General features: G+C 61.9%; 23 protein-coding genes and 1 tRNA gene. 11 read left to right on the forward strand and 13 right to left on the reverse strand.

The genetic code is table 11. The annotated features are described in order from the left end of the window. Nucleotides 1–34: 34 nt before the first annotated feature. From I0K07_RS01435 to I0K07_RS01445, 3 genes are all read right to left on the reverse strand, one after another. Nucleotides 35–706, reverse strand: a complete 672-nt coding sequence (locus I0K07_RS01435; RefSeq protein WP_203290884.1) for a transglutaminase-like cysteine peptidase — start codon at nucleotides 704–706, stop codon at nucleotides 35–37. A gap of 380 nt (nucleotides 707–1,086) precedes the next feature. Continuing rightward, nucleotides 1,087–1,845: a metallophosphoesterase family protein gene (locus tag I0K07_RS01440; protein WP_203290885.1), complete on the reverse strand. Its 759-nt coding sequence runs from the start codon at nucleotides 1,843–1,845 to the stop codon at nucleotides 1,087–1,089. Nucleotides 1,846–2,481: 636 nt separating this feature from the next. Beyond that, the gene (locus I0K07_RS01445; RefSeq protein ID WP_338041005.1) at nucleotides 2,482–3,159 is read right to left on the reverse strand and encodes a sugar transferase; all 678 of its coding nucleotides are present in this window, start codon (nucleotides 3,157–3,159) and stop codon (nucleotides 2,482–2,484) included. A 265-nt stretch (nucleotides 3,160–3,424) separates the two neighbouring features. Here I0K07_RS01445 and I0K07_RS01450 point away from each other — a divergent pair, with 265 nt between their 5' ends. The 4 genes from I0K07_RS01450 to I0K07_RS01465 are packed head-to-tail and all read left to right on the forward strand — an operon-like array spanning nucleotide 3,425 to nucleotide 7,964. After that, nucleotides 3,425–4,546, forward strand: a complete 1,122-nt coding sequence (locus I0K07_RS01450) for a polysaccharide pyruvyl transferase family protein (protein WP_203290886.1) — start codon at nucleotides 3,425–3,427, stop codon at nucleotides 4,544–4,546. Next, nucleotides 4,546–5,403, forward strand: coding sequence for a sulfotransferase domain-containing protein (locus tag I0K07_RS01455; protein ID WP_203290887.1), 858 nt, complete (start codon nucleotides 4,546–4,548; stop codon nucleotides 5,401–5,403). The genes I0K07_RS01450 and I0K07_RS01455 overlap by 1 nt, the downstream gene beginning before the upstream one ends. Nucleotides 5,404–5,454: 51 nt before the next feature. Next, nucleotides 5,455–6,654, forward strand: a complete 1,200-nt coding sequence (locus I0K07_RS01460; protein WP_203290888.1) for a glycosyltransferase — start codon at nucleotides 5,455–5,457, stop codon at nucleotides 6,652–6,654. Beyond that, complete coding sequence (locus I0K07_RS01465; protein WP_203290889.1) at nucleotides 6,651–7,964, forward strand: O-antigen ligase family protein; 1,314 nt, start codon at nucleotides 6,651–6,653, stop codon at nucleotides 7,962–7,964. Before I0K07_RS01460 ends, I0K07_RS01465 begins: the two co-directional genes overlap by 4 nt. On the opposite strand, the gene I0K07_RS01470 is transcribed toward I0K07_RS01465, so the two are convergent. The 3 genes from I0K07_RS01470 to I0K07_RS01480 all read right to left on the reverse strand — a co-directional run bounded on the left by I0K07_RS01470 (nucleotide 7,849) and on the right by I0K07_RS01480 (nucleotide 10,336). After that, nucleotides 7,849–9,309: an oligosaccharide flippase family protein gene (locus tag I0K07_RS01470; protein WP_203290890.1), complete on the reverse strand. Its 1,461-nt coding sequence runs from the start codon at nucleotides 9,307–9,309 to the stop codon at nucleotides 7,849–7,851. The genes I0K07_RS01465 and I0K07_RS01470 overlap by 116 nt on opposite strands. Nucleotides 9,310–9,431: 122 nt before the next feature. Further along, the gene (locus tag I0K07_RS01475) at nucleotides 9,432–10,079 is read right to left on the reverse strand and encodes a hypothetical protein (RefSeq protein ID WP_203290891.1); all 648 of its coding nucleotides are present in this window, start codon (nucleotides 10,077–10,079) and stop codon (nucleotides 9,432–9,434) included. After that, nucleotides 10,076–10,336 (reverse strand): spike base protein, RCAP_Rcc01079 family, encoded by a 261-nt coding sequence (locus I0K07_RS01480; RefSeq protein WP_203290892.1) that lies wholly within the window; start codon nucleotides 10,334–10,336, stop codon nucleotides 10,076–10,078. The genes I0K07_RS01475 and I0K07_RS01480 overlap by 4 nt, the downstream gene beginning before the upstream one ends. Nucleotides 10,337–10,515: 179 nt before the next feature. Here I0K07_RS01480 and I0K07_RS01485 point away from each other — a divergent pair, with 179 nt between their 5' ends. Genes I0K07_RS01485 through I0K07_RS01495 form a run of 3 tightly spaced genes read left to right on the forward strand, consistent with a single transcriptional unit; the run spans nucleotide 10,516 to nucleotide 13,685 of the window. Beyond that, nucleotides 10,516–11,505 carry an NAD-dependent epimerase/dehydratase family protein gene (locus I0K07_RS01485; RefSeq protein ID WP_203290893.1) on the forward strand — a complete coding sequence of 330 codons (990 nt, stop codon included), beginning with the start codon at nucleotides 10,516–10,518 and terminating at the stop codon, nucleotides 11,503–11,505. Between the two features lie 21 nt (nucleotides 11,506–11,526). Beyond that, nucleotides 11,527–12,726 (forward strand): glycosyltransferase family 4 protein, encoded by a 1,200-nt coding sequence (locus I0K07_RS01490; RefSeq protein WP_203290894.1) that lies wholly within the window; start codon nucleotides 11,527–11,529, stop codon nucleotides 12,724–12,726. After that, nucleotides 12,723–13,685 carry an NAD-dependent epimerase/dehydratase family protein gene (locus tag I0K07_RS01495; RefSeq protein WP_203290895.1) on the forward strand — a complete coding sequence of 321 codons (963 nt, stop codon included), beginning with the start codon at nucleotides 12,723–12,725 and terminating at the stop codon, nucleotides 13,683–13,685. The genes I0K07_RS01490 and I0K07_RS01495 overlap by 4 nt, the downstream gene beginning before the upstream one ends. Nucleotides 13,686–13,780: 95 nt before the next feature. Here the strand turns inward: I0K07_RS01495 and I0K07_RS01500 are convergent. The 5 genes from I0K07_RS01500 to I0K07_RS01520 form a co-directional block, all read right to left on the reverse strand. Then, nucleotides 13,781–13,857 (reverse strand) — tRNA-Arg (locus I0K07_RS01500). A 69-nt stretch (nucleotides 13,858–13,926) separates the two neighbouring features. After that, nucleotides 13,927–14,313, reverse strand: a complete 387-nt coding sequence (locus tag I0K07_RS01505; protein ID WP_203290896.1) for a hypothetical protein — start codon at nucleotides 14,311–14,313, stop codon at nucleotides 13,927–13,929. Continuing rightward, nucleotides 14,310–14,597 carry an autorepressor SdpR family transcription factor gene (locus I0K07_RS01510; protein WP_203290897.1) on the reverse strand — a complete coding sequence of 96 codons (288 nt, stop codon included), beginning with the start codon at nucleotides 14,595–14,597 and terminating at the stop codon, nucleotides 14,310–14,312. Before I0K07_RS01510 ends, I0K07_RS01505 begins: the two co-directional genes overlap by 4 nt. A 95-nt stretch (nucleotides 14,598–14,692) precedes the next feature. Beyond that, nucleotides 14,693–15,082 (reverse strand): hypothetical protein, encoded by a 390-nt coding sequence (locus I0K07_RS01515; RefSeq protein WP_203290898.1) that lies wholly within the window; start codon nucleotides 15,080–15,082, stop codon nucleotides 14,693–14,695. Nucleotides 15,083–15,221: 139 nt separating this feature from the next. Beyond that, nucleotides 15,222–16,181 (reverse strand): ABC transporter ATP-binding protein, encoded by a 960-nt coding sequence (locus tag I0K07_RS01520; protein ID WP_203290899.1) that lies wholly within the window; start codon nucleotides 16,179–16,181, stop codon nucleotides 15,222–15,224. Between the two features lie 92 nt (nucleotides 16,182–16,273). Here I0K07_RS01520 and I0K07_RS01525 point away from each other — a divergent pair, with 92 nt between their 5' ends. After that, nucleotides 16,274–16,471 (forward strand): zinc-finger domain-containing protein, encoded by a 198-nt coding sequence (locus I0K07_RS01525; RefSeq protein WP_138513153.1) that lies wholly within the window; start codon nucleotides 16,274–16,276, stop codon nucleotides 16,469–16,471. 46 nt (nucleotides 16,472–16,517) lie between these two features. Next, nucleotides 16,518–18,053 carry an SLC13 family permease gene (locus tag I0K07_RS01530; protein WP_238934375.1) on the forward strand — a complete coding sequence of 512 codons (1,536 nt, stop codon included), beginning with the start codon at nucleotides 16,518–16,520 and terminating at the stop codon, nucleotides 18,051–18,053. Nucleotides 18,054–18,523: 470 nt separating this feature from the next. On the opposite strand, the gene I0K07_RS01535 is transcribed toward I0K07_RS01530, so the two are convergent. Next, a complete protein-coding gene (locus tag I0K07_RS01535) occupies nucleotides 18,524–19,552 on the reverse strand; it encodes an acyltransferase family protein (RefSeq protein ID WP_203290900.1) in 1,029 nt (342 codons plus the stop codon). Between the two features lie 344 nt (nucleotides 19,553–19,896). On the opposite strand from I0K07_RS01535, the gene polA reads away from it, so the two are divergent. Beyond that, the gene (gene polA, locus I0K07_RS01540) at nucleotides 19,897–22,683 is read left to right on the forward strand and encodes a DNA polymerase I (RefSeq protein WP_203290901.1); all 2,787 of its coding nucleotides are present in this window, start codon (nucleotides 19,897–19,899) and stop codon (nucleotides 22,681–22,683) included. Nucleotides 22,684–23,331: 648 nt separating this feature from the next. Further along, nucleotides 23,332–24,180: a CPBP family intramembrane glutamic endopeptidase gene (locus I0K07_RS01545; RefSeq protein ID WP_203290902.1), complete on the forward strand. Its 849-nt coding sequence runs from the start codon at nucleotides 23,332–23,334 to the stop codon at nucleotides 24,178–24,180. Nucleotides 24,181–24,252: 72 nt separating this feature from the next. Here I0K07_RS01545 and gyrB read toward each other — a convergent pair whose 3' ends face one another. Further along, nucleotides 24,253–26,649 carry a DNA topoisomerase (ATP-hydrolyzing) subunit B gene (gyrB, locus tag I0K07_RS01550; protein WP_203290903.1) on the reverse strand — a complete coding sequence of 799 codons (2,397 nt, stop codon included), beginning with the start codon at nucleotides 26,647–26,649 and terminating at the stop codon, nucleotides 24,253–24,255. Between the last annotated feature and the right edge of the window lie 18 nt (nucleotides 26,650–26,667).

Here is a 26,667-nt window from a genome sequence, read left to right on the forward strand (position 1 = left end):
TTTGCGAAAAGCACCGGCCAAAGGAGACCCGGCTTCAGGCTTCGATCAGTCGCCACGCCGTCAGGCTCTCGCCTTGCTGGATTGTCAGCCAGCGATAGGGGCTCTGGCTCCAGGGCAGGACCCACGGCGTGGTGTTGTCCAGAACATAATCGCCCTGGTTTGTACGCACGACGAGCACGGCATGGAGCCCGGTCTCTTCGGAATAGGCTGTCGCCAGGGCAAGAGCTGAGGGCGGAAAACCGCGTTCGAGAAGTTCACGCCGCTTCTCCAGCGCAAAGTCTTCACAATCCCCATAGCGAAGCCCGGCCTGCAGCGGAAAGGTCCAGAATTCCTCAACCCCGTATTGGTCGAGATCGGACCGCCAGATAAGTCGCTGGTTGATCGCGCGATTGACCTGCTCGATTTCGTCAAAACGCTCGAAGGCGACACGCTCCGGTTCCGGCTGCTCGGCTGTCCGTTCCGGTTCCGGCGCGGGCTCGACCAGGGGCTCGCGCGGCTCGTTCGATTTCACACCGCCTCCCGTGGCAGGCTCCACGAGGTCTCCGGTCGGCTCATCTGCATCCGGACAGTCTAGACCGCCCGTGTGACACAGGTCGATCAGACCTGTCGGCGCGGATGCGACGCTGCCCATGACAAAAGGCGACGAGGCATCGGTCGTCGTTGCACAGGCACTGGCACAAATGGCGAGGCCAGCCACCACCATCATGCGCAACAAATTCGAAGCTGAGACCAAATTGCCGAACACTAGCGCGCCCTCCAGATTGAGAGCGCAAAGCTAGTGAAGACATGTTTAGATAGCGCGGAGCGCGGTTTTACATTTAAAAGTATATTTGATTATAACTTTAACAATGCGCTTATTGTTTCGTTTACCATGAAATATACTGGAAATAAGTATTAAGAGAGCCGGCTCAGCACGCACCGTTTCACGCGGGCCGCCAAAGGACGTCCGTGTAAATTTTTACATGAATTCAGATGATTGGCTCAGGCACCGCAAGCGTTCGGGAACAAGGTCACACGATCCGCAGTAACCAAGACAGCCCGCCCATCATGACCCGCCGCAGCACGGGACAAATGCGGCAAGCCCGCTCAGGTCGAAATAAATTTCACGTCGCGCCCGAAAAGACAGGCGGCCGTCAGTTTCCCGGTCAAATAGGCCCCGGTATCGACGCCGATCCGCCGCCCGTTGCAGGTCGGGCGGTCTTCAGGGGTATGCCCATGAACGACGACGTGGTCCAGTCGCTTCGAGCTGGCCAGGAAGGCGTCGCGGATCCAGAGAAATTCCGGCTCACCCTGCTCCTCCAAGGGACGATTGGGATCGACACCAGCATGGACAAAAAGATAGTCGCCCCGCTTTTCCATCAACCCCAATCGATCGAGGAAACCGCGATGGGCCGGCGTGAGGCGCTCCGAGAAGGCCCGGCGGCATTCTGTCCAGGCCTCCATGTCCTGCGCCACATCAGCGCGGGGCGGGCGGACACCGTAGGATGCCAGCGTTTCGCCACCCCCATACTGCACCCATTCCGGACCCTTGGCCGGATCCTTGAGGAAGTCGAGCATCGCAGCTTCGTGATTGCCCTTGAGAAAGACCACGCTGATATCCGGACGCGCCCCGAGCAGGATCAAGTCCGTCAGAACGCCCGCTGAGTCATCGCCGCGATCCACATAATCGCCCAGGAAAATATACTCTGCCGGTCGCCCTTCCCGGTCATCCTCGATGCGATCCAGCAAACGACGCAAGAGGTCCCGGCGGCCATGAATATCGCCGATGGCATAGGTGAGCCGCGCGATTTCCGGTGCCGGCCCAGCCCCGCGACCCCGCATCCATCCTTTGAGTGCCTCAAACATGCTTCCGAACGCCTGACCTGGCCCGACCCCCTGCAGGCGGATACCGAACTGCCACCCTAAACCATTCCAGACACCATGGGCATCCGGTCCGATCCGCTTGCGGTCACAGGCATGCAATCAGCATGCCCCTATCGTGGAAGAATTCAGGAGCGTCGGGACGCTCAGCGGGTGAGTGAGACCAATCCGTAGAGGGCAAGAGCCCAGAAACTGCCGCAACTCACCAGACAAAAAAGGACGGTCTGCCGCACAGACCAGCGATCATCACAAAGGGCCGGCTGGCCCCAACGCGCTTCAATCTCACCCAGCAGGCGGAGAGGCTCGGAACCAACAGGATTGCAGGATTCCAGCTCTCGCCCGAACACGGCCTCAGCCTTTTCAAGGCGATCCCGCACCTGCGGGGTCTCGGATTGTGGACGGGGAGCCGTCATGATCATCTCTCGCTCAACACATGCGCCCACACAGGGCCAGACGCACAACAACGATAGATGGTAGCCCTTAAGAATCCGTCACGACCAATCATAAAAAATGGTGTCTATTGGCCTGCCATGACTTGCAATCGACACATGAAGGCGCAGGCCAGGGCCCGAATTCTGCAACCTGGCGACGATTGGAAGAGCTCGCGCGGCCTGCCCGGGCTCAGACGGCACCACGATTGAGCAGGACAGCCGGAACGGTGAGCAAGACAATCTTGATGTCCCGTCCGAGACTCCAGCGCTCGACATAATCGACATCCAGCTCCACCCGCTCGTCATAGGAGGTGTCACTGCGCCCACCGACCTGCCAAGCCCCGGTGAGCCCGGGCCGGACCGCTGAGTAGGCGGCAAAGGACGGCCCGTATTTGACGATTTCCGCCTCCACGATCGGCCGGGGCCCCACCACGGACATGTCGCCGCGAAGAATGTTCACGAGCTGCGGCAACTCATCCAGGCTGGTTTTGCGGAGAAATCGCCCGATCGGCGTGATCCGCGGATCATTCCGGAGCTTGTGATCCCGCTCCCATTCGGCCGCCGCATCGGGATTGGCTGCCAGATGCGCCCTGAGACGCGCCTGGGAATCCACCACCATGGAGCGGAATTTGTAACACCGGAACCGCCGCCCCCTGAGCCCGATCCGCTCCTGCGAGAACAGGACCGGACCCGGGTCGGTGATCCGGATACACAGGGCGACAGTGATCAGAAGCGGGGCCAGAAACACCAGAGCGCCGGCCGACATCAGAATGTCCAACACCCGCTTGGGCACGCTCCGCAACGGAGCGGCGTCCTCGACAGTCACTCCGGCACCGCCGAAGGAACCGCTGCGCGATTGACTGTTCACAACAACCCCCATCGCCGGATGCAGACTAAACCTTGCGTAGAACGCTAGCGGAAGCCCTCCCCCATGGGAAACGGAGTGTGAAGGCGGGTTTCGATTCACCATCAACTGTTGCTGCGTCGCAACATTTTTGGGGGATCAATGGCGGATTCCCGCCCGTCAAGCCTTATTTATAGGGGCCTCCGAGCTGCCTCGCGATTGTGCGAGTGCGAATTAGCTGTCACAAATATGGGCAGGACAGCCTTTCGGGGGAGACGGGGGAGGCGGCATGATCCGGGAATCTAAGATTGCACTTCTGGGTTATTATGGCCGTCACAATTTCGGTGACGATCTGATGATCCGCGCCCTGTGCGATCAACTCCGCGGGCCGCAGCAGACCCTGCGTGTGTTTTCAGGTGCTCCCTATCTGGCCCGGCAATTGGGCCCGGACATCCAGACTGTTCCCAGATCGCTGAAACAGATCATCGCCAGCCTGTTCTGGTGCAAAGAATTCGTCATGGCGGGCGGCACGATTTTTCACGACTCCTATCGCGCCGACATCCGCAAAGCCTATGTCAAACATTTGTGGGCCTATGCAGGCCTGCTTTGCCTGGCCCGCCTTCTGGGCAAACGGGTCCGGATGGTCGGGGTCGGGATCGGCCCCCTTCAGAGCCGGGCCGCACAACGTCCGACACGGCTGGCCCTGCGCGCAGCCCACCGCATCCATGTCCGGGACCAGGCCAGCGCGGACGAAGTCCTGCGCCTGGCACCGGATGCGGCGGGAAAGCTGGTGGTCGGCAGCGATCTGGCCTTCCTGGCCCGGGAAGGTCTGCGGAACGCCGGAAGCACTGTCACACCGGACAACCGGCTGGGCCTGTCGGTTCTGGACATGGCACAATTCCTGGACAATGCCCCGGCTGCGACCTTCTGGGACGGGCTGATTGAGGCTGTTGGCGCGGCTATGACCTCGGATCCAAGCCTGGAACTGGCCCTGTTCTGCTATTGGACCGCCCCGGGCCGCCCCAATGATATCGAGATTGCCGAAGGCTTCGCCGCCCGCCTGCCGGAGGCCTGCCGGGACCGCGTGAAGATCATCGCCTATGACGGCGATGTGGACAGGCTGGTCACGGAGACCGCCGCCTGCCGCGGCATGATCGCAACGCGCTTCCACGCCGCAGTGATCGCTTGGCTGATCGGCCGCCCGACCGCCATTGTGAGCTATAATCGCAAAGTCACGGATTTTGCCGATCAGATCGGCTTGCCCGCCGAGCTGCGCCTGTCCGGCAACATGCCCATCGCTACTGAGGCCGCGCAGACCGCGCTGGAAGCGCTTTTGGCCGCGCGCCCCGAAGCCTCTGCGCCCTCTCCGGACCGCGCCGACCTGTTCCGCACCGCTTTCGAGGAGGCTTGATGATGAATTTTCATCCGCTTGATAGCGGCCTGGCCCGCAAGTCCAACCTGGCACGCAAGGGGATCGCCTACGCCTTGCAGGCGCCGCGAACGCTGGACCGCCTGATGTCGCCCAGTCTCCGTTTCGCGCAACAGCCGCCCGTCATCGTCAATTCCATCCCCAAAAGCGGAACCCATCTGATGATGCAGATGGCCCGCGCCCTGCCCCGGACCCGCTATTTCGGCAGCTTTCTCGCGCAATCCCCCTCCACCAGTCTGAGACTGCGCAAGCAGGGTGAGATCGACTTCCACATCGACCGGATCGTGCCGGGCGAAGTAATCGGCGCACATCTGCACTATTCCGATGCCACCCATGCCGCACTCTCGCGCATCAATGCGCTGAACATCTTCATCTACCGGGACCCGAGGGATGTCGTTGTGTCATCACTCTTCTACTTGCGGGATGCCGTCTCCTGGAACGCCATCTCCAAGGCCATCCGCGGCATGGGATCCGATGAGGAACGCCTGATCGCCATTATCAATGGTGTGGAAGCGGCCGGCTTTCCCGGCCTGGCTGAAAGACTGGCCCCCTATACGGGATGGAAATCGGCCGACGGTGTATTCGCCGTCAGCTTCGAGGAGGCCCGGACCAATCCGCAAGCCGTCGCCTCCCGCCTGGCCGACGCCTACCAGGCGCGCAGCCCTCAAACGCTCGACCCGGATCAGCGCGACAGGGTCATGAACGCGGTCAGCGGCGGCAAATCCCACACTTTCCGCCAAGGCAAGGTGGGCAATTGGGTCGAGCATTTCACACCACCGGTCCAGGCCGCCTTCGATGCCCAGGCGGGCCGATTGCTGGAGGAGCTCGGCTATGTTTGAGGCGCGGCTTTCCCGAGCCGTTGCCGGCTCCGCCTCGGACAGGGGCGTGGTATGAAGCGCGTCCTGTCAGTGATCCATGGACCGCGATGGGGCGGCATCCATACGCTGGCGGAACGCATCGGACCGGCCTGCCGGGATGCCGGCTTTGACTGGATCATGGTCCTGCCACAGGCCGAAGGGGATACGGGCGCGGACCGTTTGCGGGACGCCGGTCTGGATGTGATCTCCATCCCGCTGAGGCGGATCCGCAAATCGCTGAACCCGCTTGTCCAGGCCGGTTTCTTCCTGTCGGTTCCGCTCGACATCTACCGGCTGATCCGCCTGATCCGGCAAGAGAATATCGACATCGTGCAGACCAATGGCCTGCTGCATTTTCACAGCGCGATTGCCGGCTGGATGACAGGCATTCCGGTCGTCTGGGTCCTGCATTCCGATCAGCCGCCACGGGCCCTGAAATCACTCTTCACGCCCTGGGTCCGCCGGATCGCCTCAGCCATCATGACGTCCGGGTGCTCCCTTGTCCGAACCCATCCCGGTCTGGACCGGGAGAGCGGGAAGACTTTCGGCTTTCTCGCCCCGGTCGACATGGCAGCCTTCAGGCCGGACCCGACCGCACGGCACGCCGTGCGAGCAGAATGGGGCGTCACCGACAGCGACATCGTTGTGGGGACGGTAGGAGGACGTGGACCGAACAAGAACCACAGCCTGCTGATCGAAGTGATGCGGGAAATCGGGCCGGAAAGAGCCGACGTAAAGCTTCGCATTTGCGGGGCGCCTCAGCCGCATTATGCCGACTGGTATGAGCGTGAGGTCATCAGCCCGGCCCGGCAAGACGGCTTGCTGGAGACAGGACGGGTCGATTTCATCGACCCCGGCTCCCAGGTCGCCCGGTGCATGAACGGGTTCGACATTTTCTGTCTGCCCTCGCGCGGGGAAGGCGCGTCGATCGTCGTGGCGGAGGCGATGGCCACCGGCCTGCCTGTAGTGGCGAACGCGGTGGGGGCCGTGCCCGACAGCGTGCTGGACGGACAAACAGGCCATCTCAATCACAGTCTGGGCGCCGGCGAGATGGCGCGACACATCCTCGATCTGGCCGACAATGCGGATCGCCGCAAGGCGTTCGGGGAGCAGGGGCGCAGATTTGCCGGCACCCATCTCTCGGTCGATGCCTGCGTCCGGGCTCATACCGCGGCCTATGAGCATGCCCTGTCAGCCAAGACAGCCCGCGCCAGAGCGGAGGTGCAATCATGAAGCCGCTCCTCGCCTGGACAACGCAACAGGCGCTGGCCGCCTATTTTCTGCTGATCATGCTGCCGCTCTCAGCCCTGGCCCGATATGCGGACACGTTCCGTTATTCCCAAGTCTCGACGCGTTTCCAGATTATCGGTGTTGTCCTGTTCGTGGGACTTGGCGTGCTCGGCTCCCTGAAACGCTTCCGCCGGGCACGGCTCGACACAAATTATCTGCTTTTGTGGTCCGGTTTCTGCCTGTGGTGCCTGCTCTCGGTGACCTGGTCGGCGGACCCCCAGAAAACACTCATCTATACCATCCTGTTCGCGGTCATCATGACCGCCTCGGCGCTTTACTGGACACGATCACCGGACGTGATCCGCCGCGAGATGACCCAGGCCTGCCTGGTCATCCTTGTCCTGCTGGCGGTGCTGGCTGTGCTCCTGCCGATCCGGGCGCGGACCTTCGGCTGGATCACGCCGAACCTGCTGGCCCATTTCGCCCTGGTCGTGATGGTGTTTGCCTCGACCCTGACCTCGCGCATCCGGCTGGCCTTTTTCGCCCTGGCCCTGATCGTGATCGGCTTCACCCAGTCGCGAACCATATTGATCAGCCTGTTCATCTTCTGGTGCAGCCTCTGGCTGGTCGTCCCCTTCCTCAGACGGGTCCGGAATGTGACCGTGCCGGCACTTCTGGGCCTGTTCGTCCTGCTGGCCGGCGTGATGAGTTTCGAACCCCTGGTCGAGATCGCGCAGGACGTCTCCTCGCGGGCATTGGGTGTCAGCGATGAGGGGCGGCTTTCCGGCTCCGGTTTCACGGGACGATCTGATCACTGGAGCAATGGCCTGCGCTTGCTGCAGGAACGCGAGCTGACCGGCTATGGCTTCCGGACACGCACCGAAAAATCGCTGATCGAAGGCAATGTTTTCTCCAACGCCCATAGCGGGGCCATCAATCTGGCGCTCGATGTCGGCCTTCTCGGTCTCGCGCTCTATGCCCTGATATTTGTATATACCCTGGTCGCCTATGCCCGCCGCGTTGCGCTTGGCCGGGACGGGCTCGATGCCGCGATGTTCTCATTCCTGCTGTGCTATGCGCCGATTTTCGTGTCGGAACCGAATTATCTGAGCTTTGCCCATCCGACCTCTTTCCTGCTCATCCTCGCTTTCGGCGGCATATTCTTTCATCGCCAGAATACGGGACCTGCCAGCCTGGCTAGAGCCAGCGGCGTACGCGGGCAGGCACACTTGCTTCGAGGAGCTGGTAGGCCTGCGGTGCCAGGCGCTTCAGCCCGAAGCGGACCAGGACGAGATAGACAGACCCGCCCATGAGGACGCCGACTCCCACTTGCAGCAAAGGCGGTACGCTCACACTCAGGGCCAGTCCGCCGATCGCCGCGGCATACATGATGGCTGCCGCGCCAAGATAAGGCAGGGACAGGCCGGCCAGCCGGGACGCCGGGAGCGCAAAGGCCTCACGCAGGATCCAGACTGCCGGGACCAGCGTGACCAGACCGCGCACGATCATGGCGGATGTCGCCAGGACCAGATCACCGCCCAGCGCGCCGGCACTGACGGCCGCGAGACCCGCCACAACACCCAGCCCCGCTAGCAGGAGGGCCCGGCCGGTGGCTCCGCGCGCGATCAGGAGCGGTTCCAGGACCTGGGCCAGGACCAGGGGGAGCAGAGCCAGACACAGGATCTGCGCGAGCGTCCCGGCCATCTGCCATTGCGGGCCGAGGATGGCGGGGATGAAAACAGGTGAAATCGCGGCGGCCCCCAGGAAGACAGGAAAGGCCATCGCAGAGACCAGGGAGAAAGCGCGCCCAAACCGCTCACCATGCCCGTCTTCAACCCTCGAAAAGGCAGGCAGGAGCGCCTGGAGAAGGGGGGCACAAACTGTCTGGTAGAGAAGCTGGTAGACCTGCAGGCCGACGCGGAATTGTGCCGTGGCCGCAGCGCCGAGCAGACCACCCAGGATGACCTGGACCATGCGGGGAAAACCGCCGCTGAGAAAGGCGCTCGAAATCAGGGGGACAGCGAAGCGGATCTGATTGCGCGCGCGGTCACCGTCAAATGCCAGACCGGGCAGCTGGCGCACCACGATCGCCGTGACCAGTGCAACACCGGCAATTTCCACCACCGAGTAGGCGACAACAGCCCAGGCCCCCAGCCCGTTCGCAGCGAACACAATCGCCAGCACCGCCGCACTTGCCGAAGCGATGGACTGGGCGAAGGTCAATTGGCGGTGCCGGAAAGCGCGCTCAATCAAGGCTTCCTGAATCGCGCTTACAGCACTGATGGCCGGAATGAGTGCGGCCAGCAGAACAAGCGGCACCAGGCCCGGCAGGCCAATCAATCCGCCGAGAACCGGCGACATCACCGCAAGTCCGGCCGCCAGCGCCAGACCAAGGCCGATATTGAGCCACCAGGCTGTATCACGGACCTGTGGTGTGAGCTCCGGAGCCTGGATAACCGCGTCCCGGAAGCCCCGGATCACGGCGATCCGCAGCAGCATCCCGATCGCAACGGCAATGGAACCGAGACCGAACTCCGCCGGGGTCAGCAAAGCTGCGAGCGTAAAGAAGGCGACCGTGTTCGCGCCTTGCCGGCCGGCAAAGCGCAGGAACAGCCAGAACGCTCCGCGAATGGTTACCTGCCTCAGACTGCCGGTCACGCTGCCCCCCACTGCTTCGCCCGCGGGCCCGGCAGGCCGGGGCGTTTTGGCCCCGGCCACACAGTGCGGACAGCACAGACGCCGAAGCCTAGGCCGGGCGATGCTGCACTGCAATACGCTTGCTAGTTGAGGGCCGTGGCGCCGGGCGGAACAGCCTTCCCCATCCAGAGCGTGAGCCGGTGCACCTGCCCCATCAAGGGAAGGCTCGCATTGAACCCGCCAATATCCAGCGTGTGCAGGGTACCCACCCCCGGCACCAGATCCGAAAGCGGGGTTTGGCCCTCCAGCCCGAGCCAGGCCACTCCGCCTCTCACACCCATGCTGGCCGCATAGCGCTGCCCCGAGGGAAGCGGAACATGCCGCGTGAAGTGCTCCGCACCATCCAGCGTCAGGCGACAGGTCAGATTGCTGCGGGTTGTCAGCACGGCCAGGCGATTGTCCAGGCTGCCATCATGCAGGATGGCGAGATAACCCGTTTCCTGGGCGCTGCCGTCTTCGCTGACGTCAATCCGCAAGGCGAAATCCACGCCTGACTGGCCCAGGGTCAACACAGGTCCGAGCGGCCAGGCTTCTCCGCCATCACAGACAAGCCCGGGTGAAGCCAAAAGCGGTTCAGCACCACTCCATTCAGGCAGGTCCTGCAGCGCCTCTTGAGATTGCCCATTCCAGAAACGCCTGTTCTCGAAATCGAGGTCGAGCCTGGCGCCCGGAAAGGCCCAGCCCGGCCAGGCCGGCACGCCAGCCAGCGCCAGGCCCGGTCCGCCGATCATGCCAGCCCCACAATATTGGCCGCCAGCGTGCCGGTGGCCAGAATACGACGGGCGCGGATCGCATACTGGACGCCCGGCAAAAGCCCGGGAAGCACGATCGTATCGCCCGCCAATGTGATCATGGCGACATCGCCGGCTGTCCCGACCATCAGCCCCCGGGTCGGCTTCGGCAGATCCGCAGCATCATCCGGGACGATCTGGAAGGCAAAAGAGGGCGGACTTGAAAGCCCGCGGACCTGGTTTTGTTCTAACGACATATTTCCTCCATGCGATTGATGCGGCGCAACAATTTGCGCTCACCACACTCGGGAACCCTAGTGCCAGCAATCTTTGCGGGGATAAGTTTGTCCCACATCCGGCCCGATTCTTGTTGACTCCATGCTGCAGTGCATCATTCTAGCTTTACGTGCAGTCCGCAGATCGGGGGATCGTTGGGATGGCCAAGACAGCACTTGTATGTGGCGCCGGGGGATTTATCGGCGGCCACCTCGTGAAGCGCCTCAAGCGCGAGGGGTTCTGGGTTCGTGGCGTTGATTTGAAGTTCAACGAACACGCAGAAACCGAGGCTGATGACTTCGTCATTGGGGATTTGAGAGATCAACTTGTGGTTCGTGACGTCGTCGACCGGAAGTTTGACGAGGTCTACCAGCTCGCCGCCGACATGGGCGGTGCCGGGTATATCTTCACCGGCGAGAATGATGCCGACATCATGCACAATTCGGCGACGATCAATCTCAATGTGCTCGATGCCTGCTACAAGCGGAACAATAAGCGGGTCTTCTATTCTTCATCCGCCTGCATGTATCCGGAGCACAACCAGCTCGACCCGGACAATCCGAACTGCTCGGAAGACTCCGCCTATCCGGCCAATCCTGACAGCGAATACGGTTGGGAGAAGTTGTTCTCGGAACGCCTCTATCTGGCCTATAACCGCAATTACGGCATGCAGAACCGGGTGGCGCGCTACCACAACATCTTCGGCCCCGAAGGCACTTGGCAGGGCGGCAAGGAAAAAGCGCCGGCCGCCATGTGCCGCAAGATCGCCCTGGCCGAACCGGGTCAATCGATCGAGGTCTGGGGTGACGGGCTGCAAACCCGGTCCTTTCTCTATGTCGATGAGTGCGTGGAAGGCACGATCCGCCTCCTGCGTTCGGACTTCGAAGGGCCGGTGAATATCGGCTCCGAGGAAATGGTGACCATCAACGGCCTGGCCGAAATGGTGATCGACATCGCGGGCAAGGATACCGGGATCAAGAACATCCCGGGACCGCTGGGCGTCCGAGGCCGGAATTCCGACAACCGCCTGATCCGGGAGAAGCTGGGCTGGGCCCCATCCCAATCGCTGCGGACCGGGATGGAAAAGACCTATGGCTGGATTTCCGGGGAAATCCAGCGCCTGCACAATCAACGGATCGCTGCGGAATAGCGCCCAGTCAGGAGCTGCCGGATGAGGATCCTGCTGCATGACTATGCCGGCCACCCCTTTCAGGCAGAACTGAGCCGTCGGCTCGCCCGCCGCGGCCATCAGGTCCTGCACGCCTTCTTTGCCGGGGATGCAGGGCCGAAGGGCCGGATGACACGACAGCTCGACGACCCGGCGACACTGGATTTCGCCGCCATCGAAACGCCGGGCGATTACTCCAAGACGAATTTCATCAAGCGACGCTCCGGCGACATCGCCTATGGCAAGGCCCTGGCCGCCCGGATTCTTGCCGACAGGCCAGACATCGTCATCTCCGGCAACACACCCACGGAAGCACAGGAACCCGTGCTGAAGGCCTGCCGCACGGCCGGCGCAGGCTTTGTGTTCTGGTGTCAGGACTTCTATTCCATTGCAGCAGCGCGGCTATTGCACAGGAAACTGCCCGGCCCCGGCCATCTGGTTGGCGCCTGGTACACATTCCTGGACCGCCGGCAGATGCGGTCGGCGGACCATATCGTCCTGATCACCGATGCCTTCCGCGCCCAGACCTCGGCCTGGGGCATCCCTGAGGACAGGATTTCCGTGATCCCGAACTGGGGCGCCATCGACGAAATCCCGGTGCAGGACAAGCAGAATTCATGGGCAGACGAGCATGGCCTCAGCGGCAGACCCGTCTGCCTCTACACCGGCACGCTCGCGCTCAAGCATGACCCCCGCCTGCTGGAGGCCATCGCCCGCTCCGGCCTGGCAGACATGGTTGTTGTCGCCTTCGGAGTTGGCAAGGATGCGCTGGAGAGCGTCAAGGCGCGCGACGGTCTGGACCGCCTGCATCTGCTCCCGCTCCAGCCCTTTGATCGCTTCGCCGAGGTTCTTGGCTCTGCCGATGTCCTGACCGCTGTTATCGAAGAGGAAGCGGGCGAATTCTCCGTTCCGTCAAAAGTCCTGTCCTATTTGTGTGCGGGACGACCGATCATCCTGTCAGCCCCAAAAGATAATCTGGCCGCCCAGATCATTGCGCAAAGTGGCGCCGGAATTGTCGTCGGACCCGGTGATACGGACGGGTTTGTCACGGCAGCACAGTCCTATCTGGACAATCCGGCAGAGGCGGCCCGCGCCGGCAAAGCCGGCCGCGCCTATGCCGAGGCCAATTTCGACCTGGACCGGGTGGCGGACCGGTTTGAGGCCGTGTTCGAAAGGGCCCTGTCAGCCCGGGACGCCGCGTGAAACCGGAACCGGTCTTCAGCCTGGCCGGCAAGCGGATCTGGGTCGCCGGGCATACGGGAATGCTGGGCTCGGCTCTGGTCCGGGAATTGGATCGCCGGGGCTTTCGCGATGTCGTCGGGGCGGACCGCAGGGCCCTGGACCTGCGGGATGGCGATGCGACCCTGCGCTGGGCCAAGGCTGTCAAACCCTCCGTGGTTTTCCTGCCAGCCGGGACGATCGGCGGCATCCTCGCCAACAAGACGCGCCCTGCCGAATTCATGCGCGACAATATCCTGATCGCGGTCAGCGTGATCGATGCCGCGCGCAAGATCGGCGTCGAAAAGCTCATCTATGTCGCCTCGTCAGCCGTCTATCCGGTATCGGCCGCCCAGCCCCTTCGGGAGGCGAGCCTGATGACAGGGCATCTGGAAGAGGCCCATGAGGGCTATTCCATGGCCAAACTGACGGGCATCAAGCTGTGCGAAACCTATCAGCGCCAGTACCGCGCCAATTTCATCGCCGCCCTTCCCACCAATCTCTACGGGCCCGGCGACCGCTATGATCTGGAAAACTCCCATGTCATCCCGGCGCTCATCCGGAAGGCCGAGGAGGCCCGGCTGCGCGGTGAGACGGATCTCCATGTCTGGGGCAGCGGACAGGCCCGGCGGGATTTCCTGCACGTCGATGACTGTGCCCGCGCGCTGTGTCATCTCATGGAGTATCACGGCGGCAAGGCCCCGGTGAATGTGGGCAGCGGGATCGATCTGACGATCGCGGATCTGGCCCGCACGATCATGCGTGTGGCGGGTTTGACGGGAGACCTGGTTTTCGACCCCGAACGACCGGACGGCGCCCCCCGCAGACAGCTCGACATCGAAGTGCTCGAGAGCCTTGGGTGGAAACCGGAAATCACCCTGGAAGCCGGTCTCGCCCAAGCGCTCACCGACTATCGGGAACGTCTGGCCACACCTGCGATCTAGACGCCCGCCTGAGCCGCGTTCCATGTGAGCAACGACCCCGGCACCGAATGCTGTGACAGGCTCGGGTCGAGCGGAGCGGCAACAAAAAAGAAAAATGGCGCACCCAAGAGGATTCGAACCTCTGACCTCTGCCTTCGGAGGGCAGCGCTCTATCCAGCTGAGCTATGGGTGCGTGGAAGGCGAGGCTTACCCGATGCCGGGGCGCGGCGCAATTGGGTTGCGCTCTGTCTTTTCAGCCTGGCTATTCGCTGGCGGGACCGGTGCCCTTGAACAGGGTGCGGGCGGCGATCAGGACGAAGCCGGTGAGAACGACGCTGATGGCGATCCAATTGGCCAGGTCGATCGGAGCCAGCAGCCAGACCAGGCTGTGACCCAGACCGGCCAGAACCATGACCAGGGCGAAGAAGCGCTTGAAGGCGGCCTTGGCGGGATTGGAGGCCTCACCGGGCAGGCGTTTGGCGACCGGGTTGGAGAAGATCACGATGGTGATCCCCATGACGATGCCCAGCACCCGGTCCGGCATGCTGTCCGGGATCCAGCCCTGCCCGTTCGCCAGCGCGGCGGCCAGGGCAGTGAGGATGATGAGGGCGGCATAGCCCATGGCAAAACCGACATTGCGGGTGATCATTGGGTGTCTCCTTTCGGGGTATCCGATCCGAGGCCGAACAGGCCGGCAAAGCCGAGCAGGGCCTCCTCCAGGACGGACACGTTGAGATGATAGATAAGCGACTTGCCCTGGCGCTCCGTGGTCACCAGACCGGCCTCGCGCAGCACGGCGAAGTGCGCGGACATGGTGGGTTTGGACACGGGAAAGTCCGCGGCCAGCTCACCGGCGGATTTGGGGCCGGACTTGAGACGCTCCAGAACCTGACGGCGGGTCGGGTCGGCGAGGGCTTTGAAAACATCACTCATGATTTAGACAATTAGCTATTCATCTAACTATTGTCAAGAGAAAGAGGCCCGTCCGGATGGAGCGGGCCTCGTGCATGGCGTTATCGACTGAAAAATCAGGCGAAACTACCGTCTTCCATACCATCGCCATCGGCGTCATCCAGGTCGCCGGAATTGCGGCGTCCACCCAGATCATCGCCGGTATCGTCTTCGCGGCGACGGCGGCCTCCGCGCTGATGCTCGGCATAACCCGTCATGCCAACACCCCAATCGCGGTCATATCCGTCCACACCGCGATTGCGGAAGCGGAGTTTGGGACCGGGCTTGAGGATCCAGGCATGGACCCAGAGCGCGGTGATCGCCGAGATCAGGATCAGGCCGGCGGCAAAACCGGCGCCGATCTGCCCCTGGGGCTGGATGAAAATGCCGAAGAACCAGGCGAGGGCGAGGAAGAGCGGCACGGACACAAAGAAAGCGACAATTCGCCGGACCGGATGTGCACGCATATTACCCTCCCTTGTCATCCCTGCGGACAAGTCCGCAGTGCATCCCCCTGGATGCCTGCGCAGGATGCGGGCCAATCATGCCGAAAAAGGGGCAGGTTGCGGGGGACAAATCCCGCACCTGTCCCGCTTTTCCAAAGCGTCAGGCCGGTTCACGATTATAGGTCAGGGCCAGGAAGACATCTTCCAGATCAGCTTCCTCGGTGCGCAGATCATCGATCCGGTTTCCGGACGCGCGGAATTTCTCGATCATTTCGGCCACGGACTGCTCGCCATAGCGATAGGTGATGGCCAGGGCGCCATTCTCCCGGATTTCCGCATCATAGCCGGCCAACTCGGCCGGCACTTCGGTGAGGGTTTCCACCGGCTCGATCACCAGGGTCTTGGAATCCATCCGCTTGAGCAGGGTTTCCTTGGGCTCGCAGGCAATCACCTCGCCCTGGTCGACAATGGCGATCTCGTCGCACAACTCCTGGGCTTCTTCCAGATAGTGCGTGGTCAGCACGATCGTGGTGCCGCGGGCATGCAGTTCGCGGACATAATCCCAGAGCTGGCGGCGCAGCTCGATATCGACACCGGCCGTCGGCTCGTCCAGCACCAGGACGGGCGGCGTGTGGACCATGGCCTTGGCCACCAGCAAGCGGCGCTTCATGCCGCCGGAGAGCTGGCGCACATAGGCATCGCGCTTGTCGGTCAGACCTACGGCTTCCAGCAGCTCATCGGTGCGGCGTTCCGCTTTCGGCACGCCATAGAAACCCGCCATCAGCTCCAGGGTCTCACGGGGCGTGAAGAACACGTCCATATTGATTTCCTGGGGCACGACACCGATCGCGGCACGCGCGGCGCGGCTGTCCTGGTCGATATCAATCCCCCAGGTGCGCGCCGTGCCGGAGGTCTTGTTCACCAGACCGGCAAAGATATTGATGAAGGTCGACTTGCCGGCCCCATTGGGACCGAGAAGGCCGAAAATGGAGCCGCGCGGCACGCGCAGGTCCACGCCCTTGAGCGCTTCCTTGGGCGGAGCCGAGCCGGAACCGGCATAGGTCTTCTTCAAACCAATGGCTTCAAGGGCGTATTCGGGGAGATTTGAACTGTCGGACATGTCGCCTCGGAATTGACGGAAACGGGTCAAGCGCCATAACTAGGCACCATACCTAGGGATCGTCTCATCATCTGTCCATGAGGGCACCGACAATGGCCAATGCATCCATCCCGGTTCCGCCGCCGGAAGTGATCGTCACCGAAGACCACCGTATCGCCTGTGATGGCGGTGGCGGCGCGCTAGGCCATCCCCGGGTTTACCTGGAAATGGGCGAAGACGACTTCGTCGAGTGCGGCTATTGCGACCGCCGGTTCGTGAAAAAAGGCTCGTCGGAAGACCCGAACGCCTGATCACCAACCTGCCGCAAGGCCGCCAAGCGACGCGGGGGAGACGTCCTTGGGCCTGACACGCAGCCAGACAATGGGCCTTTGGGCCGGGATTGCACTCGCTATCGCGCTGCAATTCATACCCGTGCCGGATGGTCTGACGCGGGAAGCCTGGCTGCTGGCCTCGCTGGGCCTGCTGATGGCGGCCTGGTGGGCCACGGAAGCCATTCCGATTGCCGCCACCGCCCTGATCCCGATGGCGATCTTCCCGCTGCTGGGGATCACGACCACGGGTGCCGCCACAGCCCCCTATGCCAGCCCGATCGTAATGCTGCTGCTGGGCGGGTTCATTGTGGCCCTCTCCATCGAGCGCTGGAATCTGCATACCCGGATCGCGCTGAACATTGTCTCCAAATTCGGGGGCGGGCCGGCCGCCCTGGTCGGTGGCTTCATGCTGGCCTCGGCGATCCTGTCCATGTGGATCTCCAATACGGCGACCACGCTGATGATGATCCCGATCGCGCTGAAGGTTGCCGAAGAGGTGGAGCGCGAGGGCAAGACCTCGAAATACTTTGCCGCCGCCCTGGCGCTGGGCGTGGCCTATGCCGCCTCGATCGGCGGCATGGCGACCCCCGTGGGCACGCCGACCAATCTGATCGGTATCGGCTATCTGCAGAATGAATTCGGCCGCACGATCGATTTTGCCAGCTGGATGGGGCTGGGCCTGCCGGCCGTCATCCTGATCATTCCGGCCGGCTGGTTCGTACTGACCCGCTGGGTCTTCCCGCTGCAAGGCAAGACGGACAGTGAAGCGGCCGAAGAACTGGTCGACGAGGAATTGGCCGCGCTGGGCAAGATGACCACGCCGGAAATCCGCGTGGCGGTCCTGTTCGGTGTGGTCGCCCTTTTGTGGATGGGGGCCCGACTCCCCTCCTTCCTGATCGGCTGGATCCCCGGCGTGCCGCCGGGAGAATGGAGCTGGGGCTGGAATCCGATGCTGGCCTGGATCGGCGATCAGCTGGACCTGCCGATCACGCTGAGCCTGGGCAATACGCAGATCGCCGTCATGGGCGCACTGGCGACTTTCCTGGTCCCTGCGGGCAACCACAAGACAGGCAAGGGCGAAGCGCTGATGAATTGGGAGGCGCTGGGCCGCCTGCCCTGGAATGTCGTCATCCTGTTTGGCGGCGGGCTGTCCCTGGCCGCCGCACTGGGCGCAACGGGCCTGGCCGACTGGCTGGGCGCACAGCTGCAATTTCTGGCGGATTTCCCGATCCCGCTGCTGATCCTGATCATTGTCACGGTCGTGGTCTTCCTGACCGAGCTGACCTCGAACGTCGCCACCACGACCGCCTTCCTGCCGGTTCTGGGCGTGATCGCCATCGAGGCGGGTGTGCCGCCGGACCAGCTGGTCGTCCCGGTCGCCATTGCCGCCTCGACCGCCTTCATGCTGCCCGTCGCCACGGCCCCGAATGCGATTGTCTATGCCTCCGGCGCCGTCACCCAGGGCCAGATGATCAAGGCCGGTTTCCGCATCAATCTGGCGGCCATCGTGGCGATCACGCTGGTGGGGATTGTGGCGACCCAGCTGGGGTTTGGGGGCTAGCCGCACCAACAGCGCCACGGCGTTGCCGCCTGGCGGTATGAGAGGTGTGCGGGAGACCTGACGGGTCGGATTTTGCTATGAGTGTGAGTGACCTGACAGGTCTCCCGCACGCGGAGATTTCCCGAACGCTCTCGCCCCCGTTTCCAATCCGGCCGGTATTCGGGTCGGGCGTTTAGTGCCGTCAGACCGGGCCGGACGCCCTGCCGGAGCTCGGGATGTCACCCCCTCGCGCGGACAGGCTCCGCAAACCTCCGAGCACAAGGGACTGAGCTCGCGCCTCTCTTCCCGGAAGTCGAGAAAAGTGTCCCACAGGTTTTGGGAGTGGGGATAAGTTGGGAGCGATATGGGGGACAGGTGATTCTGAGCCTCAAACTGAGGCGTTCGATTAGGGCTCGGTGGATAATCGGGCGTTGGCATCGACAATGCGAGGCTGATTTGAGCACCCAACCTACTTCAAAATCGCATTGGGCTCAGACCTTAACGACAAACCCTTTAACCATGCGCAACGCAGGACGCTCAAGCCAATGATAGACGGGAATCGACAACAAAGTCGCCACTAGCAAGACTGTAAATCCGTCCAACAAATCGTTGCCGCGATGCTCCATTATACCCACAGCGCGAAAGGAAAAGAGAACCGGGACATGTAACAAATAGACCCCGTATGAGTAAGCCCCGATACGAGCGACCCCTCGCCAACTCAGCAAGGAAGAAAGCCAACCACCATTCAGAGCAAAAATAAAGATTACGATAGGCATGATTAAGACAGCAACATAATGCAACTGAAGTCTCTGAACATAAATACATAAAATTACAGCCGTTATGGCTAGAAACTCTAGCAATGTCCAAACTGATTGCCTCAAATAACTCTTCTCCTGATTATCGCACCTTCTCGTGTTGACGTAAGCGAAAGCCTTATAAGTCACAACGCCAGCAGATATCCCTGCGACACACCTAAAAAAACCAACAGTGGTCAGGAACACCTCTTCGGAGTGCGCATGGCTAATATTCTCGGCAGAAGAAAACCACACCAAAATCGACGCAAAACACAAAATAATCGCGATTGGCGCAGAGTTCTTTTTGAAGAGAAAATATAATAGTGCAATATTTACCCACAACTCAGCACTAATAGACCAAGAAGGGTAATTATATCCATTTCCAGAACCAGGTATGATATTCTGCAGTAAAAATACATTTTTTATTAAATCGTAATAGTTTAGAGACCTGTCATTTATGTAGTGCCATAGAGGAATCGTAATCACGAGTGACAGAATGTATAGAGGATACATTCTCCCCAACCTCAGAGAAACAAAGTCACCAAAAGAAACACTACCCTTGTTGATAAATCCGTGTGCCAACACAAAACCAGAAAGCACAAAGAAAAAATCTACGGCCAACCCCCCTCCAAGAAACGTTTCCCGCCAACCGACGACATGACCCAGTACAACAATCGCCGCGAACAAGTAGCGTAGAGTATCAAGAGACTCGAACCGAACTGCCATTCTTCTTCACTTCATCTTTGGTCTGCATGCAAATTGTGCGCAGACAAATTACCTATAAACGATTCACACGATTTAGGCCTCGCAATTGGCACCTGCATGCGAGCTAGGGCAATTGGTGAAACACACGCAAACCAATGGGCCCGTCAGCGCAGCTTTTATCCCACTCTTCTGCAGGATTTTAAAGGGCGAACTGTCGCGCAGGTTAGTAAAATCAAAGACTTCTTGCGTGAGCAAGCCCAATGACGCTAGCAATTTACGGCCCCTTCCAAAATCTGACCTCCCCGGATGACGCCCCGGACGGGTCAGGCTAACCTCGCGCGACGCATGCGAAGAGGATCCCCGCCATGGCCATCAAGAAGCCCATCGACGAGAACTCCCATCTCTATCTGGTCGACGGGTCGGGCTATATTTTCCGGGCCTATCATGCGCTGCCGCCGCTGACGCGGACGGACGGGACGCCGGTGGGAGCGGTGCAGGGGTTCTGCAACATGTTGTGGAAGCTGCTGGAAGATCTGAAGGGCGAGGATGCGCCCTCGCACCTGGCGGTGATCTTCGACCATTCCGGCAAGTCCTTCCGCAATGAGATGTACGACCAGTACAAGGCGCACCGGCCGCCGGCGCCGGAGGATCTGGTGCCGCAATTCTCCATCATCCGCGATGCGACGCGCGCCTTTGGCACGCCCTGTGTGGAGCTGGAGAATTACGAGGCCGACGACATCATCGCGACCTATGCCCGCCAGGCCGAGGCCAAGGGCGCGAAAGTGACCATCGTGTCCTCCGACAAAGATCTGATGCAGCTGGTCACTGACCAGGTGGAGATGTTCGATGCGATGAAGAACAAGCGCATCGAGGCGGAACAAGTGGTCGAGAAATTCGGCGTCGGGCCGGACAAGGTGATCGATATCCAGTCCCTGGCCGGGGACAGTGTCGACAATGTGCCGGGCGTGCCGGGGATCGGCATCAAGACCGCCGCCCTGCTGATCAATGAATATGGTGATCTGGACACGCTGCTGGAGCGGGCCGGCGAGATCAAGCAGAAGGGGCGCCGCGAAAAACTTCTGGCCCACGCCGAGGATGCGCGGATTTCCCGTCAGCTGGTGACGCTGAAAACCGATACGCCGGTCGTCGAGGACATGGACGAGTTCGGTCTGTGCGATCCCGATCCCGAAGTCCTGGTGCCCTTCCTGAAAGAGATGGAATTCCGCACTTTCACCCGCAAGGTGGAAGAGGCGCTGGGCGGACCGGCGGCGGACGAGACCGGTGATGCGACCGCGCCGATCAATCGCGATGCCTATGAGTGCGTGACGACGATGGAGGCGCTGAACGCCTGGATCGAGCGGGCGCGCGAGGCGGGTGTGGTGGCGGTGGATACCGAGACCGATGCCCTCTCCGCGACGGCCTCCGGCCTGGTCGGTGTGTCGATGGCGACCGCTCCGGGTGTGGCCTGTTACATCCCGCTGGCCCATGTCGATCCGGCGAGCACGGGCGACATGTTTGATACCGGCAAGGCGCCGGACCAGCTGGACATGGACACCGCCCTGAAGGCGCTGAAGGATTTGCTGGAGGACAAGACCGTCCTGAAGGTGGGCCAGAACATCAAGTATGATCTGGGCGTGCTGTCACGCTATGGCATCCATGTCGCGCCCTATGACGACACGATGCTCCTGTCCTATGTGATGGATGCCGGCCTGCACAAGCATGGCATGGATGAGCTGGCCGAGCTGCATCTGGGCCATGCCTGCATCCCGTTCAAGGAAATCTGCGGCACGGGCAAGAACCAGATCAGTTTCGACAAGGTGCCGCTGGACAAGGCGACGCAATACGCCGCGGAAGACGCCGATGTGACGCTGCGCCTGTGGGAGATCTTGAAGCCGGCCGTGGTCGGCAAGAAGAAGGCGACGGTCTACGAGACGCTGGAACGGCCCATGGCCAAGGTGCTCTCGGACATGGAACGGGCGGGCATCAAGGTCGATCCGGACCAGTTGCGCCAGCTCTCCTCGGACTTTTCCCAGAAAATGGCGGCCGCCGAAGCGCAGGCGCATGAAGCGGCGGGGCGCGAGTTCAATCTGGGCTCGCCCAAGCAGATCGGGGAAATCCTGTTCGGTGAGATGGGCCTGCCCGGCGGCAAGAAGACCAAGACCGGCGCCTGGTCGACCGATGCGGCCGTGCTGGACCAGCTGGCGGCCGAGGGGCATGAGCTGCCGGTGGCGCTGCTGGAATACCGGCAATACCAGAAGCTGAAATCCACCTATTCGGACTCGCTCTTCGACCACATCAATCCGTCGACCAAGCGCGTGCACGGCTCTTTCTCGCTGGCGGCGACGACGACGGGGCGCCTGTCCTCGACCGAGCCCAATCTGCAGAACATCCCGATCCGCACCGAGGCCGGTCGCAAGATCCGCGAGGTGTTCATCGCCGAGCCGGGCAATTGCCTGGTCGCGGCCGACTATTCCCAGGTGGAGCTGCGCCTGCTGGCTCATATCGCCGGCGTGGACAGTCTGAAACAGGCCTTCCGCGACGGGGTGGACATCCACGCCATGACGGCGTCGGAAGTCTTCGGCGTACCGATCGAGGGCATGGACCCGATGGTCCGCCGCAAGGCCAAGGCAATCAATTTCGGCGTGATCTACGGGATTTCCGCTTTCGGCCTGGCCAATCAGATCGATGTCAGTCGCGAGGAAGCCAAGGCCTTCATCGAGGCCTATTTCGAGAAATTCCCCGGCATTGCGGACTATATGGAGCGCATGAAGACCGAGGTGAAGGAGAAGGGCTATGTCGAGACAATCTTCGGCCGCCGCGCCCACTTCCCCTCGATCAAGGACAAGAATCCGAACATGCGCATGTTCGCGGAACGCCAAGCCATCAATGCCCCGATCCAGGGCTCAGCCGCCGACGTCATCCGCCGCGCCATGATCCGCATGGACGACGCCCTCAAGGCCGCCAATCTGGACGCCCGCATGCTCTTGCAAGTGCATGATGAACTGGTCTTCGAAGTGCCAGAAAACCAGGCACAGGACCTGATCGCCCTGGCCTCAAAGGTGATGAGCGAGGCCTGTGCGCCGGCGCTGGAACTGAGCGTGCCGCTGGAAGTGGATGCCAAGGCGGGGGCGAGCTGGGCTGAGGCTCATTGATGCTCTGGTTGGTCACGATTGTGGCGGGGTTAGAGCTGCAAGCCTGCCCGATCCCGGCTCCGGAGCCTCGAGTGAGGATCGAACCGGAATTGCCCTGCATGGCTGGTGGTTGCCCGCCGCCAGCCTACATTGACTTGTTTCCCATTTCCGCGACGGCCATTTTCGATATCAGGCCTGACGGTAGTGACGGGAGAGTGAGCAATGTGCAGGTAGAGGCCGAGACCTTGCTCTATCCCATTGTGCTCACCGCAGTCACGCGCGCCGTCGAACGCTGGACATTTGAGCCGGAAGACGCCTGCACTGGAGCCCAAGCTTCCTTCGAACTCAACTTGCCTTGATCCTTCTTTCGAAGGCTCGGGACCGAAACGAGCTCACCCCTTGTCATCCCGGACGGATGCCCGGCCTTGGGCCGGTTGGAGATCCGGGACCCATGCCTGCACAAGCGAGGCGCCTGGAGATGGGTCCCTGCTCTGCGCCCCGCTTTCGCGGGGCATTCGGCAGGGATGACAAGGGGGAGCCGGCTGGGAACTTACCGCCGTTTTTGAACGATCGTGCAGTCGGCGGGATGACCTCATGCGGGTTCCCCGTTTTGCCGGGAGGGCGGATGCGGGACACACTCCGGATCAATCACAGGCCGGGGAAGCCGATATGAGTACCGAGACCGAGACACGCCGAGATGCGTGGATATCCATCACGATCTTCCTGATGATCGTCGGCGCGACGAGCGCCGTCTTTCACTGGGCGCTGGTGACGCTGAACCCGACCAGCCTCTATGTCGGACCGCTGATGTGGATGCCGGCCATGGCGGCTTTTGCCACCCTGCTGATCCGCGGCCGCTCGATCCGCAGCCTGCCCTGGAATTGGGGGCGCTGGCGCTTCAATGCGAAGGGGTTTCTGGTCCCGGTCGTCTATGTCTGCATCACCTATGGTCTGATTTATGCCTTCGGCCTGGGCGGGTTCCCGGACATGGAAACGATCGGCGAATGGCGGGCCGAGACGGGTCTGGCCGACATCCCGCAATGGGGTTTGATCGCGGTCATGGTGGCCCTGCTGGGCACGGTGGGTGCGATCCGGGCGATGAGCACGGTGGTCGGTGAGGAAATCGGCTGGCGCGGCTTTCTGGTCTGGGAAATGCGCAAGGTGATGCCGTTCGGCATGGTGGCGCTGGTGACCGGGCTGATCTGGTCCTTCTGGCACTGGCCGGTCGTGGTCTGGTATGGCGGTGGCGATGCCCTGACCCAGATGACGGTCTTCACCATCATGATCACCAGCATGTCCGTGGTGATGACCTATTACACGTTCAAATCCCGCAGCCTGTGGCCGGCGGTGATGTTCCACGCGGCCCACAATGTCTTCATCCAGAAGATCTTCGAGCCGCTGACCGCCTATAATGACGACACGTCGGCCTGGTCGGGGGAATATGGCTGGATGATCGCCATCGTGACCGCCGGTTTCGGCCTGGTCTACTGGTTGAAGGCCCGCAAGGAAGGGCTGTAGGTCCGCAAGCTCCAACAAAAACGCCCGCCAGTGCAAACCGGCGGGCGTTTTCGTGTGCGCGTGAGGACGCGCCTAGGCGTCGACTTCGGCCTCGAGCGCGTGTTCCTGGATGAAGTCGCGGCGTGGTTCGACGACATCGCCCATGAGCTTGGTGAAGAGCTCGTCGGCGGTGTCGGCATGGGTCACCGAGACCTGCAGGAGGGAACGCGCATTCGGATCCAGCGTGGTTTCCCAGAGCTGACCCGGATTCATCTCGCCCAGACCCTTGTATCGCTGGATCTTCATGCCCTTGGCACCGGCGGTGGTGACGGCATCGATGAGCTGGCTGGGCGAATTGATCACGACCGTGCCGGATTTCGGCGCGAAGATGGCCGGACCGGCATAATCGGCAGCGATGGTCGCGGCCCGCTCGGACAGGCGTTTCGCATCCGGGCTCTCGCGCAGATTGGCGTCGAGCACGATGGTCTCGGTCACGCCGCGCACTTCGCGCGACAGGACGAGGCCCATGCCCTCACCCATTTCGGCTGACCAATTATCCTCGCCCTCATCGGAGACGGCGTTGAGACGGTCGGCGGCGAGCTTGAGGGCTTCGGCAGACGGTTCCAGCACGAGCGCACCGGCCAGGGCGGCGGCCTCGAGGGCGAAACCGGGGGCGCGGGCAGTCATGCGGTCGACCGAGAGCTTGACGCCGCGGGCAGCCGACACGCGTTCGGCCAGATCCTGACCGGAGATCACCTCACCGGATTTCAACGTCAGCGTGGCCTCGGATACACCTTCCTCGATGAGGTAGGCATCCATCTCGGCCTGGTCCTTCACATAGCGCTCGGACCGGCCCTTTGCGATTTTGTAGAGCGGCGGCTGGGCGATGTAGAGATAGCCGCGCTCGATCAGCTCCGGCATCTGCCGGTAGAAGAAGGTCAGAAGAAGCGTCCGGATGTGGGCGCCGTCCACGTCAGCATCGGTCATGATGATGACTTTGTGGTAGCGCAGCTTCTCGTAATTGATCTGGTCGCGGCCAATGCCCGTCCCCAGCGCCGTGATCAGCGTGCCGACCTGGTCGGAGGAGAGCATTTTGTCGAAGCGCGCACGCTCGACATTGAGGATTTTCCCGCGCAGCGGCAGGACGGCCTGGTTCTCGCGGTGGCGGCCCTGTTTGGCAGAACCGCCGGCTGAGTCACCCTCGACGATGAAGAGTTCGGACTTGGCCGGATCCTTCTCCTGACAGTCCGCCAGCTTGCCGGGCAGGGAGGTGATGTCGAGCGCCGATTTGCGGCGGGTCAATTCCCGCGCCTTGCGGGCGGCCTCGCGGGCTGCGGCCGCCTCGATGATCTTGCCGACCACCATTTTGGCTTCGTTGGGATGTTCCTCGAACCATTCCGCCAGCGCCTCACCGACGGCGCCTTCAACGGCGGGACGGACTTCGGAGGAAACCAGCTTGTCCTTGGTCTGCGAGGAGAATTTCGGGTCCGGAACCTTCACCGAGAGCACGCAGGTCAGGCCTTCACGCGCATCATCCCCGGAGATCGCCACCTTGGCCTTGGAGGCCAGGCCGGACGAGGCTGCATAGGAATTGATGATGCGGGTCAGCGCGCCGCGGAAACCGGCCAGGTGCGTGCCGCCATCGCGCTGCGGGATGTTGTTGGTGAAGCAGAGGACATTCTCGTGATAGCTGTCATTCCACTCCAGCGCCGCCTCGACCGTCACGCCATCGCGCTCGCCCTGGATCAGGACGGGCGGGGTGAAGAGCGGGGTCTTGGTGCGGTCGAGGTGGGAGACGAAGGCCGCCACGCCGCCCTCATATTCCATCGTGTCGGAGAAGGGCTCATTGCCCCGATCATCCTTCAGCGTGATCTTCACGCCGGAGTTCAGGAAGGCGAGTTCGCGCAGGCGGTGCTGCAGCGTGTCGCGATCGAACTCGATCATGGAGAAGGTTTCCTCGGACGGCATGAAACGCACTTCCGTGCCCTTCTGGCCCTCGGCATCGCCGATCACCTTGAGGTCTTCCTCGGCATCGCCGCGGCGGAAGCGCATGTAGTGTTTCTGGCCGCCGCGCCAGATGGTCAGATCCATCCAGTCGGACAGGGCATTCACCACGGACACGCCGACACCGTGCAGACCGCCGGACACCTTGTAGGAGTTCTGGTCGAACTTCCCGCCGGCGTGCAGCTGCGTCATGATCACCTGGGCGGCAGACACGCCTTCCTCGGCATGGATGTCGGTCGGGATGCCCCGGCCATCATCGCGCACAGAGGCGGATCCGTCCGCGTGCAGGCGCACGACGACTTCCGAACAATGGCCGGCCAGGGCTTCGTCGATCGCATTGTCGACGACCTCGTAGACCATGTGGTGGAGGCCGGAACCGTCATCGGTATCACCGATATACATGCCCGGGCGCTTGCGCACGGCATCGAGGCCCTTGAGGACCTTGATCGAGTCGGCGCCGTATTCCTGATTCGCTTCTTCCGTCATGGTTTTGTTGTACAGGTT

It is taken from the genome of Maricaulis parjimensis, from assembly GCF_016817355.1.
Classification (GTDB): Bacteria; Pseudomonadota; Alphaproteobacteria; order Caulobacterales; family Maricaulaceae; genus Maricaulis; species Maricaulis parjimensis.

Coding starts and splice junctions, on each gene's coding strand:
- I0K07_RS01435 (WP_203290884.1), bottom strand. CDS start 706: ATGATGGTGGTGGCTGGCCTCGCCATTTGTGCCAGTGCCTGTGCAACG.
- I0K07_RS01440 (WP_203290885.1), bottom strand. CDS start 1,845: ATGTTTGAGGCACTCAAAGGATGGATGCGGGGTCGCGGGGCTGGGCCG.
- I0K07_RS01450 (WP_203290886.1), top strand. CDS start 3,425: ATGATCCGGGAATCTAAGATTGCACTTCTGGGTTATTATGGCCGTCAC.
- I0K07_RS01455 (WP_203290887.1), top strand. CDS start 4,546: ATGATGAATTTTCATCCGCTTGATAGCGGCCTGGCCCGCAAGTCCAAC.
- I0K07_RS01460 (WP_203290888.1), top strand. CDS start 5,455: ATGAAGCGCGTCCTGTCAGTGATCCATGGACCGCGATGGGGCGGCATC.
- I0K07_RS01465 (WP_203290889.1), top strand. CDS start 6,651: ATGAAGCCGCTCCTCGCCTGGACAACGCAACAGGCGCTGGCCGCCTAT.
- I0K07_RS01475 (WP_203290891.1), bottom strand. CDS start 10,079: ATGATCGGCGGACCGGGCCTGGCGCTGGCTGGCGTGCCGGCCTGGCCG.
- I0K07_RS01480 (WP_203290892.1), bottom strand. CDS start 10,336: ATGTCGTTAGAACAAAACCAGGTCCGCGGGCTTTCAAGTCCGCCCTCT.
- I0K07_RS01485 (WP_203290893.1), top strand. CDS start 10,516: ATGGCCAAGACAGCACTTGTATGTGGCGCCGGGGGATTTATCGGCGGC.
- I0K07_RS01490 (WP_203290894.1), top strand. CDS start 11,527: ATGAGGATCCTGCTGCATGACTATGCCGGCCACCCCTTTCAGGCAGAA.
- I0K07_RS01505 (WP_203290896.1), bottom strand. CDS start 14,313: ATGATCACCCGCAATGTCGGTTTTGCCATGGGCTATGCCGCCCTCATC.
- I0K07_RS01510 (WP_203290897.1), bottom strand. CDS start 14,597: ATGAGTGATGTTTTCAAAGCCCTCGCCGACCCGACCCGCCGTCAGGTT.
- I0K07_RS01515 (WP_203290898.1), bottom strand. CDS start 15,082: ATGCGTGCACATCCGGTCCGGCGAATTGTCGCTTTCTTTGTGTCCGTG.
- I0K07_RS01520 (WP_203290899.1), bottom strand. CDS start 16,181: ATGTCCGACAGTTCAAATCTCCCCGAATACGCCCTTGAAGCCATTGGT.
- I0K07_RS01525 (WP_138513153.1), top strand. CDS start 16,274: ATGGCCAATGCATCCATCCCGGTTCCGCCGCCGGAAGTGATCGTCACC.
- I0K07_RS01535 (WP_203290900.1), bottom strand. CDS start 19,552: ATGGCAGTTCGGTTCGAGTCTCTTGATACTCTACGCTACTTGTTCGCG.
- polA (WP_203290901.1), top strand. CDS start 19,897: ATGGCCATCAAGAAGCCCATCGACGAGAACTCCCATCTCTATCTGGTC.
- I0K07_RS01545 (WP_203290902.1), top strand. CDS start 23,332: ATGAGTACCGAGACCGAGACACGCCGAGATGCGTGGATATCCATCACG.
- gyrB (WP_203290903.1), bottom strand. CDS start 26,649: ATGACGGAAGAAGCGAATCAGGAATACGGCGCCGACTCGATCAAGGTC.